Origin of the sequence: Pacificibacter marinus, assembly GCF_018860505.1 — a bacterium.
Taxonomy (GTDB): Bacteria; Pseudomonadota; Alphaproteobacteria; order Rhodobacterales; family Rhodobacteraceae; genus Celeribacter; species Celeribacter marinus_B.
This window is the reverse complement of sequence record NZ_JAHKPU010000039.1, coordinates 152268-169754: the sequence shown is the minus strand read 5'-3', so window position 1 is coordinate 169754 and position 17487 is coordinate 152268. Positions and strand designations below refer to the sequence as shown.

At 51.3% G+C, this 17487-nt stretch carries 18 protein-coding genes; 3 read left to right on the top strand and 15 right to left on the bottom strand.

Annotated elements, in window-relative coordinates; translation table 11 throughout:
- Positions 1-57: 57 nt before the first annotated feature.
- Together KO503_RS14885 and KO503_RS14880 are read right to left on the bottom strand one after the other, a co-directional pair.
- Positions 58-1791: a sensor histidine kinase gene (locus tag KO503_RS14885; RefSeq protein WP_215992336.1), complete on the bottom strand. Its 1734-nt coding sequence runs from the start codon at positions 1789-1791 to the stop codon at positions 58-60.
- Complete coding sequence (locus KO503_RS14880) at positions 1791-2492, bottom strand: response regulator transcription factor (RefSeq protein WP_215992335.1); 702 nt, start codon at positions 2490-2492, stop codon at positions 1791-1793. Before KO503_RS14880 ends, KO503_RS14885 begins: the two co-directional genes overlap by 1 nt.
- Positions 2493-2870: 378 nt before the next feature.
- On the opposite strand from KO503_RS14880, the gene KO503_RS14875 reads away from it, so the two are divergent.
- The gene (locus KO503_RS14875) at positions 2871-4469 is read left to right on the top strand and encodes a phosphoenolpyruvate carboxykinase (RefSeq protein WP_215992334.1); all 1599 of its coding nucleotides are present in this window, start codon (positions 2871-2873) and stop codon (positions 4467-4469) included.
- A gap of 77 nt (positions 4470-4546) precedes the next feature.
- On the opposite strand, the gene KO503_RS14870 is transcribed toward KO503_RS14875, so the two are convergent.
- On the bottom strand, positions 4547-5317 hold the full coding sequence (locus KO503_RS14870) for a sulfite exporter TauE/SafE family protein (RefSeq protein ID WP_215992333.1): 771 nt from the start codon (positions 5315-5317) through the stop codon (positions 4547-4549).
- Positions 5318-5490: 173 nt separating this feature from the next.
- Between KO503_RS14870 and KO503_RS14865 the strand changes: the two genes are divergently transcribed.
- The gene (locus KO503_RS14865) at positions 5491-7164 is read left to right on the top strand and encodes an acyl-CoA dehydrogenase family protein (protein WP_215992332.1); all 1674 of its coding nucleotides are present in this window, start codon (positions 5491-5493) and stop codon (positions 7162-7164) included.
- On the opposite strand, the gene recO is transcribed toward KO503_RS14865, so the two are convergent.
- The 12 genes from recO to folK form a co-directional block, all read right to left on the bottom strand.
- Positions 7161-7910, bottom strand: a complete 750-nt coding sequence (gene recO / locus KO503_RS14860) for a DNA repair protein RecO (RefSeq protein ID WP_215992360.1) — start codon at positions 7908-7910, stop codon at positions 7161-7163. The genes KO503_RS14865 and recO overlap by 4 nt on opposite strands.
- Before the next feature lie 77 nt (positions 7911-7987).
- Positions 7988-8320: a DUF1491 family protein gene (locus tag KO503_RS14855; RefSeq protein ID WP_215942749.1), complete on the bottom strand. Its 333-nt coding sequence runs from the start codon at positions 8318-8320 to the stop codon at positions 7988-7990.
- 6 nt (positions 8321-8326) lie between these two features.
- On the bottom strand, positions 8327-9244 hold the full coding sequence (gene era / locus KO503_RS14850; RefSeq protein WP_215992331.1) for a GTPase Era: 918 nt from the start codon (positions 9242-9244) through the stop codon (positions 8327-8329).
- Positions 9241-9927, bottom strand: coding sequence for a ribonuclease III (gene rnc, locus KO503_RS14845; RefSeq protein WP_215992330.1), 687 nt, complete (start codon positions 9925-9927; stop codon positions 9241-9243). The genes era and rnc overlap by 4 nt, the downstream gene beginning before the upstream one ends.
- Entirely contained in the window at positions 9924-10706 is a 783-nt protein-coding gene (lepB, locus tag KO503_RS14840; protein WP_215992329.1) for a signal peptidase I, read from the bottom strand. The genes rnc and lepB overlap by 4 nt, the downstream gene beginning before the upstream one ends.
- 142 nt (positions 10707-10848) lie before the next feature.
- Positions 10849-11250 (bottom strand): holo-ACP synthase, encoded by a 402-nt coding sequence (gene acpS, locus KO503_RS14835; protein ID WP_215992328.1) that lies wholly within the window; start codon positions 11248-11250, stop codon positions 10849-10851.
- Between the two features lie 7 nt (positions 11251-11257).
- Positions 11258-11881: a LysE family translocator gene (locus KO503_RS14830; RefSeq protein WP_215992327.1), complete on the bottom strand. Its 624-nt coding sequence runs from the start codon at positions 11879-11881 to the stop codon at positions 11258-11260.
- Complete coding sequence (locus tag KO503_RS14825) at positions 11878-12627, bottom strand: pyridoxine 5'-phosphate synthase (protein ID WP_215992326.1); 750 nt, start codon at positions 12625-12627, stop codon at positions 11878-11880. The genes KO503_RS14830 and KO503_RS14825 overlap by 4 nt, the downstream gene beginning before the upstream one ends.
- Positions 12628-12757: 130 nt before the next feature.
- On the bottom strand, positions 12758-13324 hold the full coding sequence (locus KO503_RS14820; RefSeq protein ID WP_354667595.1) for a DUF2062 domain-containing protein: 567 nt from the start codon (positions 13322-13324) through the stop codon (positions 12758-12760).
- Positions 13325-13427: 103 nt separating this feature from the next.
- Positions 13428-15545, bottom strand: a complete 2118-nt coding sequence (locus tag KO503_RS14815; RefSeq protein ID WP_215992324.1) for a RelA/SpoT family protein — start codon at positions 15543-15545, stop codon at positions 13428-13430.
- A gap of 52 nt (positions 15546-15597) precedes the next feature.
- Positions 15598-15951, bottom strand: a complete 354-nt coding sequence (gene rpoZ / locus KO503_RS14810) for a DNA-directed RNA polymerase subunit omega (protein WP_215942741.1) — start codon at positions 15949-15951, stop codon at positions 15598-15600.
- A gap of 107 nt (positions 15952-16058) precedes the next feature.
- On the bottom strand, positions 16059-16646 hold the full coding sequence (gene folK / locus KO503_RS14805) for a 2-amino-4-hydroxy-6-hydroxymethyldihydropteridine diphosphokinase (protein WP_252731109.1): 588 nt from the start codon (positions 16644-16646) through the stop codon (positions 16059-16061).
- Positions 16647-16770: 124 nt separating this feature from the next.
- Here folK and KO503_RS14800 point away from each other — a divergent pair, with 124 nt between their 5' ends.
- Positions 16771-17340: a LabA-like NYN domain-containing protein gene (locus KO503_RS14800; RefSeq protein WP_215992323.1), complete on the top strand. Its 570-nt coding sequence runs from the start codon at positions 16771-16773 to the stop codon at positions 17338-17340.
- The last annotated feature ends 147 nt before the right edge of the window (positions 17341-17487 follow it).

Below are 17487 nucleotides of genomic sequence, written 5' to 3'. Positions count from 1 at the left end.
TCAGCAAAAAGCCACCGCGTTTCTGCGATGGCTTTTCGATCTATTGAAGATGGCAAGTCACACAGGCAAGCCGACAACAAAGCGAGCTCCCAGAGGGTCGGACGTAATGTCAGCATCCGTTGGGCGAATGTTTTCGGCCCAAATGACCCCGCCGTGCGCCTCGACAATCTGTTTTGATATCGCCAACCCCAGACCTGAATTGTTTCCAAACTGCCCAACGGGGCGCTCGGAATAAAACCGTTTAAAGATTTTAGACAAGGCCTGTTCGGGAATGCCCGGACCGGTGTCTTCGACCACCACCAACACGCGGCTGTCACGTTTGCGCACCCAAACACGGATAGCGTCACCGTCTTCGCAAAACGATATTGCATTCGAGATCAAATTAACGAAGACCTGCGCCAAACGTGCTTCAAGCCCAGACACGACAATGGGTCTATCTGGCAAATCGGCGATAAATTCGACGCCTTTGTCTTGCGCTTCTTGGGTTAAGTACTCTGTCAAATTTGCGAGCATCTTGATCAAGTTGAAGTTTTCTTCTTCTTCCTTGACCAATTCGCTATCCAAACGCGACGCATTTGAAATATCCGACACCAGCCGATCCATACGCCTGACATCATGTTCGATAACATCCAAAAGCTTTGTGCGGTGCTCTTCCTTTTTCACCATACGCAACGACCCAACGGCTGAGCGCAGGCTTGCCAGCGGATTTTTGATTTCATGCGCGACATCAGCGGCGAACTGTTCGTTTGCATCAATTCGATCATAAAGAGCAGACACCATGCCACGCAGCGCCGATGACAAACGGCCGATTTCATCGGGTCGTCCGCTTAAATCAGGGATACGCACGCGCCCCGGTGCCATTTTACGACTGTTCTTATCACGACCGACTTCGGCGGCCGCAGCGAGATCTGCCAGTGGGTTTGCAATGGTGGATGCGAGGACCAAGCTCAGGCCAATAGACACCAAAATAGCGATGATGAAGACCTGTAAAATCTGTTCACGCTCGACTCGAACAAGCGCATCAATATCACCCTCGCCAGAATGCAACCCCACAACGCCAATCGTAGTTTGAACGCCATCGACATCAACCGTAATCGGGGCTGCCACAGCAAATACAGGCGAGCCGGATTGGCTTTGTGTCGAATTGATATGAATCTGATTGGTAAGTGCGCCTGGAATCAGGTCTGTAAGATGCGCGGCATCGTTATAGACCTCGTTGTCGAGGTCACTATTTTTAGAAAAAGAGGCGAAGCTCCAAATTTTGTTGAGAAAGTCAGATATGACCGTCGTGCGATGATCTTGGTTCAACCCAGCCACGGAGGTCGAGACACCTCGTTCAACCCCCTCTGTCGAAACCAAGAGTTCGCCCGCGCGGTCATAGATATAAAGGCCCTCACGCAAGGGAATTTGAAGCAGACCGCGCAATGCAGCAAAATCGTCAGAATTGACTTCAGCATCCAGACGACCGTCTTGTCCGGCCGTAAGCTCAATCATATCTGCGATCAATGTGGCCTCTGAAACCATCGCCATTTCACGCTGCTTAACCAAGCTGTCTCGGAAAGGATTGAGGTATAAGATACCGGCGACCATAAGGATAATGGCGACGAGATTGAATGTAATAATTTTCTGCGCCAGCGGTGAACGGTTGATCGCGATAAATTTGCGACGCTCACGTTTCGCGCGCAAATCTGCGTCGGTCGTTCTGGGCGCGACCCAATCGTCCCCGAGGACAACATCTGCGTCCTCGGAGCTGGCTTTGCCAAGTTTGAGCATGCGAGAGGCCAGCGACATTATTCTTCGTTATACCGGTAGCCGATGCCATACAGCGTCTCGATTGCAGAAAAGTCATTGTCAGCTGTGCGCATCTTTTTGCGCAACCGTTTGATGTGGCTGTCAATGGTCCGATCATCGACATAGACTTGATCGTCGTAGGCCACATCCATCAATTGGTCACGCGACTTCACGAAACCGGGGCGTTGCGCCAAAGCTTGCAACAACAAAAATTCAGTGACAGTCAAGGACACATCCTTGCCTTTCCAAGACACCGCGTGGCGTAGCGGGTCCATGGACAACTCACCGCGTGTGAGAACCTTGGTTTCTTCAGTCTCAGCGATCTCGACGCCATCGAGTGCTTCTTGGCGGCGCAAAAGGGCGCGGATGCGTTCCACCAACAGTCGTTGAGAAAAAGGCTTTTTGACATAATCGTCAGCGCCCATGCGCAGGCCAAGCACCTCGTCAATTTCGTCGTCTTTAGACGTCAAAAAAATCACGGGCATGTTTGTCTTTTGACGCACCCGTTGCAGCAGATCCATGCCATCCATTCGAGGCATTTTAATATCGAAAACGGCCATATCAGGAAGGCGCTTGCTAAACGCATCCAGTGCAGACTGGCCATCATTATATGTTTCAACTTCGAAGCCTTCGGCCTCAAGTGTCATAGAGACCGACGTCAGGATATTCCTGTCATCGTCAACCAATGCAATCCGCGACATGTTTCGGGTTCCTTTAACTGCTCAATCGTTCGTTTTTTTCACTATCATCTGCATTTCGACCACCTATGGCAAGGGAAACCGCGAATCGCCTGACCCGCGTCGCTTTATCAGACATAAAATTTTTCAAGGAATGACTAATTTGTCTCACAAGCTCGAAGTTTGCCCGAACAGAGCCGAAAATTTTCGAGGTCGCGCTAACTGTTTGCGCTAAACCAATAATGGTTGCGCTAACTGTGCGTTCACGTCCTGTTTACGGCTAGGTTTCGCGTGGTATAGGCTCACGTATCGGCCCCGATCCGGTGGCCGGTCGCGAAAAGCCCAATCGCGAATACTGACTTCATAGAGACGCCGCGAATTCGCGGCGAGGGAGCTTGCAAGATGACAACTGGACGCGTTAACCCGGCCTTCACATTAGACAATCAAGGCATCACCGGACTTGGAAACGTCTATTACAACCTGCTTGAGCCCGCCCTTATCGAAGAAGCGTTGAAGCGCGACGAGGGCACACTCGGCAAGGGGGGCGCGCTTTTAGTGACCACTGGCGCGCACACTGGCCGCTCACCCAAAGACAAATTCGTTGTACGTACAAAAGAAGTTGAAGACACCATCTGGTGGGAAAATAACACACCGATGACACCTGAGTCATTCGACGTTTTGTACGCAGATATGATCGAGCACATGAAGGGCAAAGATTACTTTGTTCAAGACCTGTTCGGCGGCGCAGATCCTGCACACCGTTTGGACGTTCGCGTTGTGACCGAACTTGCGTGGCACGCTCAGTTCATCCGTACCATGTTGCGTCGTCCTGCATTGACTGAAGTCGATAACTTTGTGGCCGATTTTACCATTATCAACTGCCCAAGCTTTAAAGCCGATGCGCAAAAGCATGGGTGTCGATCAGAAACCGTTATCGCCTTGAACTTTGAAAAAAAGATCATCTTGATTGGCGGCACAGCCTACGCTGGCGAGAACAAAAAATCTGTTTTCACTTTGTTGAACTACATTCTGCCAGGCAAAGGCGTTATGGCGATGCATTGTTCTGCGAACCACGCGCCAAACAATCCAGTCGACACGGCCATTTTCTTTGGCCTATCCGGCACAGGCAAAACAACGCTATCAGCCGATCCATCACGCATCTTGATCGGCGACGACGAACACGGCTGGTCCGAACGCGGCACATTCAACTTTGAGGGGGGGTGCTACGCAAAAACGATCAACCTATCCGAAGAAGCTGAGCCAGAAATCTATGCAACCACATCGAAATTTGGCACTGTTGTTGAAAACATGGTGTTCGATGAACATTCCAAAGATTTGGACTTTGAAGACAATTCTTTGACCGACAACATGCGCTGTGCTTACCCGTTGGACTACATTTCCAACGCATCCGAGACAGCGCTTGGCGGACATCCAAAGAACATCATTTTGCTGACATGTGATGCATTCGGTGTTTTGCCTCCAATTGCGCGTTTGACACCTGCGCAGGCAATGTACCATTTCTTGTCAGGCTTCACGTCTAAAACACCAGGCACCGAAGTTGGTGTTGTCGAACCAATCCCAACATTTTCGACCTGTTTTGGTGCCCCCTTTATGCCGCGTCGTCCAGAGGTTTACGGCAACCTGTTGCGCGATAAGATCGCAAAGCATGGCGCGACATGTTGGTTGGTAAACACAGGCTGGACGGGTGGCGCTTATGGCACTGGCTCTCGCATGCCAATCAAAGCAACACGTGCTTTGTTGACCGCAGCCTTGGACGGGTCTTTGGCTGAGGTCGAGTTCCGCAAAGATGAAAACTTCGGCTTTGACGTGCCTGTTGCGGTCGCTGGAGTTGCGGATATCTTGCTCGACCCGCGCCGCACATGGAGTGACAAAGACGCTTATGATGCACAGGCCGAAAAGCTTGTTTCAATGTTCTCTGATAACTTCGAACAATACATCGCCTACATTGATGATGACGTGAAAGCCGCCGCAATCGGCTAAGCCTCACATGACAATATAAGAAAAAGGCGCGCCACATGAGCGCGCCTTTTTTGTTGCGGTGGCCTGTTGTGGCTGAGCTACATCATCCCACGACGGATCAAATTCATCCCAGCAACCACAAGCACCAACAAGGTCAGCCGTTTGAATTTCTGCTGATCGAGGCGATCTTGCACACGATTGCCCAAGGTCTGTCCGATCAGCACAGGAATGATCATAAACAAAGACAACGGGAGCGTTTGCGCATTCAAAAGCCCGGACTTCAGATGCGACAACCCAAGCGCCACAGCTCCTGCAGCAAAGATAACACCTGTAACGCGCACTTGATCCTTTTTGGGTGTATCTAGCGCCGTAAGATACATCACCGTCAAAGGCCCCCAAATCCCCGCGAGACCGCCTAGAAACCCAGAGATCGTGCCGATAATCACATCTGCAATCTTGCGACTGCCATCATTTATCGAAAACTTTTTACCTGACAGCAAAACCAGCGCCAACAGAGTGATCGGAATACCTATGGTCAACATAATCGCATCATGAGACATCGCAGAGACCAATTGTGCAGTGATCACAATAGCCACCAACAACGTCCCGATGTAGAGCTTATACCGACTTGCCACAGTGACTGCCGCACCGACGCCCCCGCCTCGCAGAGCTTGCCAGACGTTCGACACCACAGTCGGCACAATCAATGCTGCGATTGCAACATCAGGGGGTAAAACTGTGGCCAACCCAGAGACCATAATCATCGGCAAAGCGAACCCCGTGGCCCCTTTTACAAAGCCCGCAAGCAGCGTGATACCAATCGCGAAAACAATCGCCATTGTTGAAAGGTTGTTGAAAATAAGGTCCATTTGCCATTCCCTGTGCCTTGGTTTGGGGCAAACTACTGCGCTCGAATGAAATCCGCACGACAAAAATCATCACGACATTTTAATTCATATCTACACTATATGTTGAATTTTTGTTGCGCTGCGGATGCAAAGCGATTATAGCTACACCTGCCCCAGAGAGTAGGAGAGTCCCGATGGCCCTTGACGGACATGAAATGCAAACGAAACCCGCAGTTTTACCTGACCTGATGACATTGACCGCGACAGTCGTTCCCAAAATGGCGGCGCTCTATGATCGCGCCCGCGCGGCATTACGCGCCGAATTTCTAGTCGAAGGTCAGATTTCTAATACAAAAATCGAAGCCAATCAAACCGCAGCGCATGGTCTTGCGTGGCTCGCCACCTATGTCGAGGCACTGCGCCAAATGCAGGCTTGGGCGGACAAACTGACCGAAGCCGGCACCTTTGGCGAAATGGAACAACTGATTCATCAAATTGCTTTCGGTGAATACATCAGTCAAATCTATGGCGGCATTCCAATGAACCAAGGTGAGATGGCACGCCTGTCAGACCTTGGGCTTGGGTTGGTCCAACCCAGCCACCCCGAAGCAGCCAAACTGATGCTTGAGGGCAATACGGTTGCCGCCCGCACACGCCTTGTTGCGCTGATGCAAGACAACGCTGGCCACGCAACTTTTGGCAATGCCGGCCTAGATGACGACTTGGAAATGATCCGCGATCAATTCCGCCGTTTCGCTGATGAGCGTGTTGCCCCCTTTGCGCATGAATGGCACCTTAAGGACGAGCTGATCCCGATGTCGATCATCGATGAGCTTGCCGAGCTGGGCGTCTTTGGCCTGACCATTCCCGAAGAATTCGGCGGTTTTGGCTTCTCGAAAGCGGCGATGGTTGTGGTGTCCGAAGAATTGTCGCGCGGCTATATCGGCGTTGGCTCGCTAGGCACGCGTTCTGAAATCGCGGCGGAGTTGATTTTGTGTGGCGGCACGCAAGAGCAAAAAGAACATTGGCTTCCGAAAATTTCTAGCGCAGAGGTTCTGCCTACAGCTGTGTTCACTGAACCGAACACAGGCTCCGATCTCGGCTCCTTGCGCACCCGTGGCATCAAAGACGGCGAAACCTACACGATTACGGGCAACAAAACGTGGATCACCCATGCGGCGCGCGCCAATGTGATGACCCTGCTCGCACGCACGGACCCGAACACGACAGATTACAAAGGTCTGTCGATGTTCTTGGCCGAAAAAGCGCCAGGTGATGACACCAATGATTTTCCAACGGCTGGCATATCTGGCGGCGAAATCGAAGTACTCGGCTACCGTGGCATGAAAGAATATGAGTTGGGCTTTGACGGTTTCAAAGTGGACGCTGCAAATCTTTTGGGTGGCATTGAGGGCCAAGGCTTTAAACAGCTGATGCAGACGTTTGAATCCGCACGCATCCAAACCGCTGCGCGTGCCATCGGTGTTGCGCAAAACGCACTGGAAGTCGGGATGCAATACGCCATTGATCGCAAACAGTTCGACAAATCACTGATCAACTTTCCCCGTGTGGGGGGCAAGCTCGCTATGATGGCCGTTGAAATTATGGTGGCGCGTCAGCTTACTTATTTCGCGGCTTGGGAAAAAGACAATGGCCGTCGCTGTGACGTGGAGGCGGGCATGGCCAAACTGCTGGGCGCACGTGTTGCATGGGCGGCAGCCGATAACGCTTTGCAAATCCATGGCGGCAACGGCTTTGCGCTTGAATATCAAATCAGTCGCATTCTGTGTGATGCACGTATTCTAAATATCTTTGAGGGCGCTGGCGAAATTCAAGCGCAAGTGATTACGCGTCGCTTGCTCAGCTAGCCTTCGAAACGTGGCGGTTCAAGTGCTGCAGATTTTTGCAAACGATCTAGAAAACGATCTCGGGCGACAGGCACAGGCTTGTCGCCCGTCTCGCCAGCAAAACGCGTTAAAAAATGCCCCGTCGTTGTAAGCCCACGCAGAACTTCACGATATTCCAACGGCGCTTGTCCCAGCAAACATTGCGGCAATGGCAACATGCGATCTGCCCATTCGCCTGCACCTTTGCGGCTGACGGCGCGACCAGATTTGGGCGACACATAAATCAAATCATCATGGGTGCCGGTGACTGCGCAAGCCGATAGATCCAACCCGAACCCCAGTTCTTCAAGCATCGACAATTCCCATTGAAGATAATCCAAAGGCCAATTGGGATCGTTACCAAGCTTATCGAGCAGGCTCATACTGTCGACATATAAATACCCATGCGTTTCGCGTTCTGGCAGGGCAAAGGCCAGCATGGCAGTGATCGAATTAAGCGCCGACAGCGCCATAGGGTCGTTCATAACGGCGGCAGCGCGGCTTTTGATTGGCTCGAAAGTGAAACTGCCAAGTTGATCTTCAAGGCGCGCCTTCCACGTCAGTGACACCTGACCACCGGGTTGCAAATGCGGTGTCATTTTGCGCGAGATACCACCACGCACAACCCCTGCGTGACGCCCGTGATGTTCCGTGAATACATCGACGATCACAGAGGTTTCGCCGTATTTACGGACTGCCAAGACGGCACCTTGATCACGCCATTCAATCACGTGCGGCATCCCTTTTTGGTTTGTCGTCTGAAGTCAATTTACTTAGGCTATCGTGCCTCGACGTTATCACAGCGTCAATCCGACAGGCCGACTTCGTCCAAAAGCGTGCGACCATCACGGTCTTCAACCTCAACAATCCACAGATCAGGGTCATAGCCGCGTTGCTTGTTTAGGGCCGCATCGACATCGCGTTCTGCTCCGCGGGCCAGTTCGACCCATTCGCGGCGATCTGCCATCAAATCGAATTGGCGTTGATAGGCGACAGCTTGGCCGTCCAGCGTGTTGAGCTTGATCATCACAGCTCCAGCAGTCGCATCGCCTTTCTTGACGACAAAAACGGGAATATCCGCCAAACGCAGACGCGTCAAATAGGCGGATACCCAGATATCAGCAGTAAGCCGCGCCAAGAGCGCTTAGTTCCCGTCTTTAAAATCGAGACCCATTTCACCGTAGCGTTCAGATTCTTCCAACCAGTTTGGACGCACTTTGACCTGAAGAAACAAATGCACTTTGCGGTCAAGAAAGGTGTTGAGTTCCTCACGTGAGGCACGTGAAATGCGTTTGATCGTCTCGCCTTTGTGACCCAGCAAGATACCTTTGTGACCGTCACGGGCCACATAGATCACTTGGTCAATGCGCGCAGAGCCGTCTTTGCGCTCTTCCCAGTTTTCGGTTTCAACCGTCAACTGATAAGGCAGTTCTTGGTGCAATTGCAGGGTCAGTTTTTCACGCGTAATCTCAGCGGCAATCATGCGCAGTGGCAGATCGGCGATTTGATCTTCGGGGTAAAGCCACGGCCCCACAGGCACTTCAGCCGCCAACCATTCGCGCAGGTCGTCTACGCCGTGCCCTTTTTCAGCCGAGATCAAAAACGTCTTATTAAAGTTGAAACGTTCGTTCATTTTGCTGGTCAGTTCCAACAAAGCATCGACAGGTACGCGGTCGATTTTGTTGATGGCCAACGAAATATTACGCGTGTCTGTGCGCTCGGACAGAGCGTCCAAAATGGCCTCAACCCCTTTGGTCATGCCGCGATGCGCCTCGATCAACAGCACCACAACATCCGCGTCCGCAGCACCACCCCAAGCCGCCGCCACCATGGCGCGGTCCAAGCGACGGGTCGGTTTAAAGATGCCCGGCGTATCAACGAATACCAACTGGCTATCGCCCTCAATCGCCACACCACGAATACGTGCGCGGGTGGTTTGGACTTTGTGCGTCACGATAGAAACCTTAGCCCCTACCATGCGGTTCAAAAGAGTGGACTTGCCCGCGTTGGGCTCACCGATAAGCGCAACAAAGCCCGCGCGTGTCGTCTTTTCGTCGGTCATTGTCCGCTCTCCAATTGATCCAGAAGCGCCTTGGCGGCGGCTTGCTCAGCGTTGCGTTTTGATGTTGCCTCGGCGCGCATGGTTTGCCCGCTTTGCAATTGCACTTCGATGGTAAAGACTGGCGCATGGTCGGGGCCAGAACGCTTTACCTCTTCATATTTCGGTGGCTGTTGTTTGCGCGCCTGCGCCCATTCTTGCAGCGCCGTTTTCGGGTCGCGGCTGTCGGCGTCCACGGTTTTAATGCGCTTGCCCCAGAGCCTAAGCACAACGTCTTTGGCCACATCAAACCCAGCGTCTTTATAAACAGCAGCAATCACAGCTTCCATCGCATCGGCCAGCAGCGCCTCTTTACGACGGCCACCTGACAACATTTCAGAGCGTCCCAATTTCAAGACTGCCCCCAAATCAATATCGCGGGCGATATCCGCGCAGGTCTCTTTGCGCACCAGCGCATTGAAACGCGGTGCCAATTGACCCTCGGATGCGGCGATATCAGCCTCGAACAATGCTTCAGCCATGCTCAACCCCAATACGCGGTCGCCTAAAAACTCAAGGCGTTGATTGTCAGGGCGTGTTGCAGACGAAAACGAGCTATGCGTCACAGCACGTGTCAGATGCTCTGGGTTTTTAAAGCTATGGCCAAGGCGCGCTTCAAAGGCTTTGAGTTCGGCAGCAATTTTCACACGATTTCCTTAAAGAAACGGTCCAGACGCCATGTCCAAATATAAAACAGTCTTTTGCCAGCAGCCGAGAACATCACACGGTCGACACGGCCAAGCAAGAATTTTTCAGGCACAAAACCAACACCTGTTGGCTGAGCAATACGACTGTCAGCGGAATTATCACGATTGTCGCCCATAAAGAAATACTGCGCGTCAGGCACTGTAAACACAGGCGTGTCATCCACGCGCGATTGTCCGATGTTTAGAATGTGATGGCTTTCGCCATTCGGGAAAGTTTCAATAAAGCGCTCTTTGACACATTCGCCACCCAAACCAACGGCTTGATTGGAACAGCGCGGCGTGTTGCCTGCGGCGCCTTGTGGGGCGAATGTTTCGGAAAATACGCCATCAGGTGTCTGTACAGCTTCTTCACCATTGATGAACAAAACGCCGTTTTTCATTTGGATTTTATCGCCAGGCAACCCGATCAGACGCTTTACAAAGGCGCGGTGCTGAGTGGGGTGTTCAAACACGACAACGTCACCGCGTTCAGGTGCTGACGCTAATATGCGGCCAGAGATCGGACATAGGAACCGTACGAGGCTCGGGCAAGAATATTCAGAAAAACCATAGCTCATCTTATTTACGAACAAAAAGTCGCCAACCAAAAGGGTGCTTTTCATCGAACTGGACGGAATAAAGAACGGCTGGAAAAACAAAGACCGGAAAATACCCGCGATCAGCAGAGCATAAACAACGGTTTTCACCGTTTCGGTTACAGAATCTTTTGCTTTGCTCATATCTTAAATCTCACCTTTATCGGACATATGCGGGTTTGTGCCAAACCTGTTGTGAGTTTCATGCTCAGCGGCGCGGGTGCTGTCAAGCGCATCACGCAAAACACTGTGGTTTCGGCAAGTTTTATAGTCTCACAAGTGCATTTTACGAAAGCGGGCGCGCCTCGATCACCACAAAAGCCTGCGCCCAAGGGTGATCATCGGTTAACGTGACATGAATAAGCGCCTCATGCCCCGCGGGCGTCATGGCTGCAAGCCGATCTTTGGCCCAACCTGTCAACTGCATTGTCGGCTGACCTGTGCTCATATTGGCGACCGACATATCCTTCCAAGAAATGCCCATGGCCAAGCCTGTACCCAAAGCTTTGGAACAGGCCTCTTTCGCGGCCCAACGTTTTGCATAAGTGCCTGCCACGTCTTTGCGGCTTTCGGCTTTGCTCCGCTCAAGCTCCGTGAACACACGCGTTTTGAAGCGATCGCCAAAGCGTTCAAGTGTGTCTGATATGCGTTCGATATTTGCGAGGTCTGTGCCAATGCCTAGTATCATGTATATCTCAAACCAATTTTGATGTGACCACTTTAAGTGCCGCATAGCCAAAGAGTGTCGCGAAAGCGCCATCAAAGAGACGATGCATCCGCAGATATCCGTTTGAGATGATCCGTGTTGAGAACAGTAAAGCCATAAAAGACATCACCACAAGCGAGGTCAGTAAGCACGTCACGGCCACCTGAGCCACGGCAATCGGTGCCGCACTTTGCGGAATCACAACCGCGAAAAGTGCGCCCCAAAACAAGGCTGCTTTCGGGTTCATAACGTGAATTAAAAATCCGCGCTGCCACGCCTTTTGCATCGTGTCAGTGCTTGGTGCGATATGATTAATACCGCTGCGCAATGCTGACTTCGCCGATTTAAAAGCGAGGTATAGCAGATATCCAGCGCCAAGATACCGAAGCGTCTCAAACACCCATGCATGGGACACCATAATAGCCCCGAAACCAAGGGCGGCGATGCAGGCCCAAACCATCGAACCATTCCAGACACCAAAGGCCAAAGCCAATCCGTTTTTGCGCCCCGCCCCCATCGACGCGCCTGCGATGGCCAACACAGCCGGTCCCGGAGACCCCACCGCAATCGCCCATCCCAACAGAATGGGCCATAGGTCGGCAAATAGGATCATCCGCGCGCCTCATCCATCAAACGCCGCATCTCATGAATGGCAGGTTTGAGGCCGCGAAAAATAGATTCGCCAATTAAAAAATGCCCGATGTTCAACTCAACGATCTGAGGTAAAGCCGCAATCGGTTGAACAGTTTCATAGGTCAAGCCATGCCCCGCATGAACCTCAAGCCCAAGAAGGTTGGCAAAATCCGCCATTTCAGTCAGACGTTTTAATTCATCATCACGTGCATCGAATTGTCCTTCGGCATGCAAATCGCAATAAGCGCCCGTGTGCAATTCGACCACAGCAGCACCAATGCGATGCGCCGCTTCAATTTGGGCACGGTCTGCAGCAATAAAAATCGACACACGACTGCCTGCCTCACGCAGAGGAGCGATAAAATGCGCCAAGCTGTTTTCTTCACGAGCAACCTCTAAACCGCCTTCCGTGGTGCGTTCCTCGCGCTTTTCGGGCACGATGCAGACGGCATGCGGTTTGTGACGCAGCGCAATCGCTTGCATCTCAGGCGTCGCGGCCATTTCAAAGTTCAAAGGCACGCTCAAGTGTTCGACAAGGGCATCAATATCGGAATCTGTGATATGACGGCGATCCTCACGCAGATGTGCAGTAATACCGTCAGCGCCAGCCTCTTCTGCCAGTTTAGCGGCGCGCACAGGATCAGGATAAGCCGATCCGCGAGCATTGCGCACAGTCGCCACATGGTCAATGTTCATGCCCAAACGCAACGGGGATAATACAGTCATAGGATGCCTTTCTTATTGCGCCGCGTGAAGGCCATTCCACCGCAAACGCTCTGCTCTCTCTGAGTGCAAAATAGACGGACTGCTTCAAAAGGGAACCGACTATTTTTGATCGCCCCCATCAATAAAATTTTCACTGCTTATTGTTAGGCTTAAAAGACCCGGTTTTGCGGCTCAGTTCTTCAAGTTTGGCCTTGAGCCGTCCGCGTCGGTGTTTTTGAAACGCTGTGATCATTGGCAAGCTCACGTAATACGCGGCACCGCCAGCCAAGGTGCCAAGCACCACACCGCCAATCAAATAAGGATAGAACACATCACTTGCAAACCGAAGAACACCATCCCAATTCGCCACATCATTTGTTACCAGCGCTTTGAGATTATGTAGTAAATCATGGCTTGCATCATAGAACTTTCCGACGAATGACCGCTCACTATAGGTGTCAAATTCAGACCCCAGTATAAAACATCCGACTTTAAGAGAAATCACTGCAATGGGGACATAGGTCAGAGGATTGCCAGCAAATGTCGCCAATATGGCCGCCAAGACATTGCCACGCATTAATTTTGCGAGAATGGCTGCGATAACAAAATGCGCGCCAAAAAACGGCGTAAAGGCTGTAAACACTCCAACATAAACGCCACGTGCAATACTGTCAGGGGTTCCAGGTAAACGATTAAGACGTAGCTTAAGATAGCGCACAGCGCGAGACCAACCCCCGCGAGGCCAAACCCACTGTTGCACCCACTTGATGGGCGACAGCCTATCTCGGCGTTTGAAAACCACGTTTTCCCTCAAAGACCCTTTAGGGCTTTCTGTTCAAATCTCTATAGCGGCGCACACGTGCAACGTCGCTTTCGGCCTCAAGTGCTAACATCACAGCATGAAGATGCTCAATATCCCTGACATCAGCATCGATAATCACCCTAAAGAAATCAGGTTTTCTATCAATGAATGTAAGATCAGAAATATTGGCTTTTTGCTCGCCAATCAAAGTACAAATACGTCCCAAAACGCCAGTGTCATTTGAAATTGTGACATCCAAAGACACTGCATGAATTGCCCCGTGCGGCCCCGAATGCCATTGAAGGTCGACCCAACGATCTGTTTCAGCTTCAAGTTCTTCAAGTGCGGGGCAATCAATTGCGTGCAGCATAACGCCTTTGCCGCGATAGGTGATCCCCACGATGCGTTCCCCCGGAACGGCTTGGCAGCATTGGGCACGGTTGTAGGTTTGATCTTCGCTCAAACCCAACACGGCACGCTTGGCATCCACATTGCCAGACGCGCGCACCAATTCTGGGTAGACAGCTTTTATCACATCTGTCGCCGTCAACTCAGCAGATCCCATTCGAGACAACAGTTCTTCAGTTGAGGACAAAGACAATTGTTTAGCAGCCGTTGCCAGTGCTTTTTCAGACGCTTTTTTGCCCACATGTTCAAAGGCCAAACGGGCCAATTCACGCCCCAATTTGACAAAGCGCTCGCGATCTTCTTCGCGCAACGATTTACGAATAGCCGCTTTCGCCCGCCCTGTGACAACGATATCCAGCCATGTCCCTTGAGGGCGCTGGCCTTCCGCTGTCAAAATTTCAACGGACTGACCATTTTTCAACCGCGTCCAAAGCGGCACACGAATGCCATCGACTTTGGCACCAACGCAACTGTCACCAATACGGGTGTGAATGGAATAGGCGTAATCAAGCGGGGTCGCCCCTTTGGGTAATTTGATCACTTCCCCTTTGGGTGTGAAGCAAAACACCTGATCGGAATACATTTCCAACTTTACGTGTTCCAAAAACTCGCTGTGATCGTCAGAATTTTCGAACCGCTCCGTGAGCTTTGCCAACCACTTGGCTGGGTCAACCGCAAATGGGTTATTGGCACGCACACCATCGCGATACGACCAATGCGCCGCCACGCCACCTTCGGCGACTTCGTGCATTTGACGGGTACGAATCTGCACCTCAACACGTTTGCCATCGCGCCCAGAGACAGTGGTATGGATCGAGCGATAGCCGTTGGTTTTAGGTTGCGAAATATAATCTTTGAAACGCGTTGGGACTGCCCGCCATCTTTGGTGGATCACGCCTAAGGTGCGATAACAATCACCTTCGGATGTGGTGATGATACGAAAGCCGTAAATATCGGACAGGCGTGAAAAGCTTTGCTGCTTTTCTTCCATTTTGCGCCAGATAGAATAGGGCTTTTTGGCCCGTCCAAAAACATCCGCCTCGATGCCTTCGCGTTCCAACTCGGCACGGATGTCATTGGTGATTTTATGGATCACATCGCCCGTTTCACGTTGCAACATGATAAAGCGGCGGATGATCGAATGGCGTGCCTCAGGGTTGATCACACGAAAGCTGAGATCCTCAAGCTCCTCGCGCATCCATTGCATCCCCATGCGGCCTGCAAGTGGCGCAAAGATATCCATGGTTTCACGGGCTTTTTGCAACTGTTTTTCGGGGCGCATGGATTTGATCGTGCGCATATTATGCAACCGATCTGCCAGCTTAACCAAAATCACCCGCAGATCTTTGGACATCGCCATAAACAGCTTGCGAAAATTCTCGGCCTGCTTGGTCTCAGAGCTGGACAGCTGCAAATTGGTCAGCTTGGTAACGCCATCCACAAGCTCAGCCACATCCGTGCCAAACTTGCGCTCGACCTCTTTATAGGTCGATTTCGTGTCTTCGATAGTGTCATGCAACAGTGCCGTGATGATGGTCGCATCATCAAGGGCTTGTTCAGTCAAAATCGCAGCGACTGCGATCGGGTGAGAAAAATACGGCTCACCAGAATGACGGAACTGCCCCTCATGCATCTCCTTTCCGTAAGCATAGGCTTCACGGATTAAATCTGCATTGGTCTTAGGGTTGTAGTTGCGGACCAAAGCGATCAGGTCTTCGACGTCGATCATTCGGTCCGCACTCTTCTTACACTGGCCAGAACCAAAGGCTCGTGGCGCAAAATTATTGTTGCCCTTGGGCTTCCATCAATGCCCGCAGAAGTTTTTCTTCAGACATATCGTCTTCAACAGGTTGATCTGTTTCTTGCCCCATAAGAAGCGCCATTTGGTCTTCTTCTGGTTCATCAACTTCGATCTGTGTCTGGTTGGACTCGATCTGACGCTCACGCAATGCGGAAGCCAATTGAGTTTCATCAGCGATCTCACGCAGAGCAACAACAGGGTTTTTGTCGTTGTCACGGTCTACGGTCAACGTTGACCCAGCCGAAATTTCGCGAGCGCGGTGCGATGCAAGCATTACAAGTTCGAAACGATTCGGAACTTTATCAACGCAATCTTCTACTGTGACGCGAGCCATGAGATCTCCAATTCCAACTTAGCGAGGGATACAAGCGCCCTATTTAGGCGCTTGCCCTGCAATTGACAAGGTACCTTTAAGCGCTAAACGCTGCATTTCTTGATGTTTCACAAAGGTATTATCCCCATAGTTTCACTTATTGGCAAGCTATCGCACAGCATCTGCGCTGTTTTACCTGAAACAGGGTGTATCCATTCAGGCCAAACGTCGCACAAGGGAATCAGTACAAACCCCCTATCTTGGATACGCGGATGCGGCAGTATGAGATTGTGAGGCGCCTCTTCCATTTGCACATCTAACGGCAAATCCACCCAGTGCTGATAGGTGGCCAAATCCGGAACTATCAGATTTTCATATGATAATATGTCTATATCCAGTGTGCGCCCTGCCCACCGACTATCGCGTGCGCGTCCAAACTTTGCCTCAACTTCATGCAGATGGTTCAACAACACCTGAGGCCCAAGAGACGTAGACACCACAGCGACCAAGTTCACATAATCAGGCCCGGCACCGACGGGAAAGCAAGGCGTTTGAAAAAAACGGCTCTGATCTTTCACCACCACGCCACGCGCAGTCAATTCGAGCAATGCAGCCGAAATCGTCTCAATTACGGAACCGATTGAAGACGACAAATTCCCGCCAAAAGCAAGAATTGCGCGATTTCTCGCGAGTTGCAAATTTTTGTCTCGCAGCAAGATCTTATCCCTATATATTTAGACATGTTTTACTTGGCGCGATTTCATACTACTTCTAGTCAAACTAAACCATGCGCTTCTGACTTTTTGGGACGCGCACCCCAACTATAAAAGGACTAATCGAATGTTCTATAGAGATGAACGTCTCGCTCTGTTCATCGACGGATCGAACCTCTACGCCGCGGCCAAAGCCCTAGGGTTTGATATCGATTACAAATTGCTTCGTCAGGAGTTCATGCGCCGCGGAAAGCTTTTGCGTGCGTTTTACTATACTGCGTTGCTAGAGAACGACGACTATTCACCGATCCGCCCTCTGGTCGATTGGCTCAACTATAACGGCTTCACCATGGTGACCAAGCCGGCCAAAGAATTTACCGACTCGATGGGTCGCCGTAAAATCAAAGGCAATATGGACATCGAATTAGCTGTCAACGCGATGGAACTGGCACCACATGTAGACCATATTGTGATTTTCTCAGGGGATGGTGACTTTAGACCTCTGATTGAAAGCTTGCAGCGTCAAGGTGTGCGCGTCTCGGTTGTATCCACAATTCGATCACAGCCGCCAATGATCGCGGATGAGTTACGTCGTCAAGCGGACAACTTTATCGAACTTGAGGAACTCAAAGATGTTTTGGGGCGTCCGTCTCGCGAACCGTATGAGCCGCCAGAAGCGCCTCACACGCCAGAATAATAAGTTGAATTTTTCTTATTTTCAGCCCCCTTCGCTTAATCCGCATTGGGGGCTATTTTATTTGTGCCATAATTCTTATACCGCCCCCATGGACGCGCCGCTGTAGGCAGCTTAGATATTGATCAAAGAATGGATGGGCCGATGACG

Bases quoted from the DNA above. Each gene is read 5' to 3' on its own strand.
- KO503_RS14815 (WP_215992324.1), bottom strand. From the start codon at position 15,545: ATGATCGACGTCGAAGACCTGATCGCTTTGGTCCGCAACTACAACCCT.
- acpS (WP_215992328.1), bottom strand. From the start codon at position 11,250: ATGATACTAGGCATTGGCACAGACCTCGCAAATATCGAACGCATATCA.
- KO503_RS14885 (WP_215992336.1), bottom strand. From the start codon at position 1,791: ATGTCGCTGGCCTCTCGCATGCTCAAACTTGGCAAAGCCAGCTCCGAG.
- lepB (WP_215992329.1), bottom strand. From the start codon at position 10,706: ATGAGCAAAGCAAAAGATTCTGTAACCGAAACGGTGAAAACCGTTGTT.
- KO503_RS14870 (WP_215992333.1), bottom strand. From the start codon at position 5,317: ATGGACCTTATTTTCAACAACCTTTCAACAATGGCGATTGTTTTCGCG.
- era (WP_215992331.1), bottom strand. From the start codon at position 9,244: ATGACCGACGAAAAGACGACACGCGCGGGCTTTGTTGCGCTTATCGGT.
- KO503_RS14800 (WP_215992323.1), top strand. From the start codon at position 16,771: ATGTTCTATAGAGATGAACGTCTCGCTCTGTTCATCGACGGATCGAAC.
- KO503_RS14875 (WP_215992334.1), top strand. From the start codon at position 2,871: ATGACAACTGGACGCGTTAACCCGGCCTTCACATTAGACAATCAAGGC.
- KO503_RS14865 (WP_215992332.1), top strand. From the start codon at position 5,491: ATGGCCCTTGACGGACATGAAATGCAAACGAAACCCGCAGTTTTACCT.
- rpoZ (WP_215942741.1), bottom strand. From the start codon at position 15,951: ATGGCTCGCGTCACAGTAGAAGATTGCGTTGATAAAGTTCCGAATCGT.
- KO503_RS14880 (WP_215992335.1), bottom strand. From the start codon at position 2,492: ATGTCGCGGATTGCATTGGTTGACGATGACAGGAATATCCTGACGTCG.
- KO503_RS14825 (WP_215992326.1), bottom strand. From the start codon at position 12,627: ATGACTGTATTATCCCCGTTGCGTTTGGGCATGAACATTGACCATGTG.
- KO503_RS14830 (WP_215992327.1), bottom strand. From the start codon at position 11,881: ATGATCCTATTTGCCGACCTATGGCCCATTCTGTTGGGATGGGCGATT.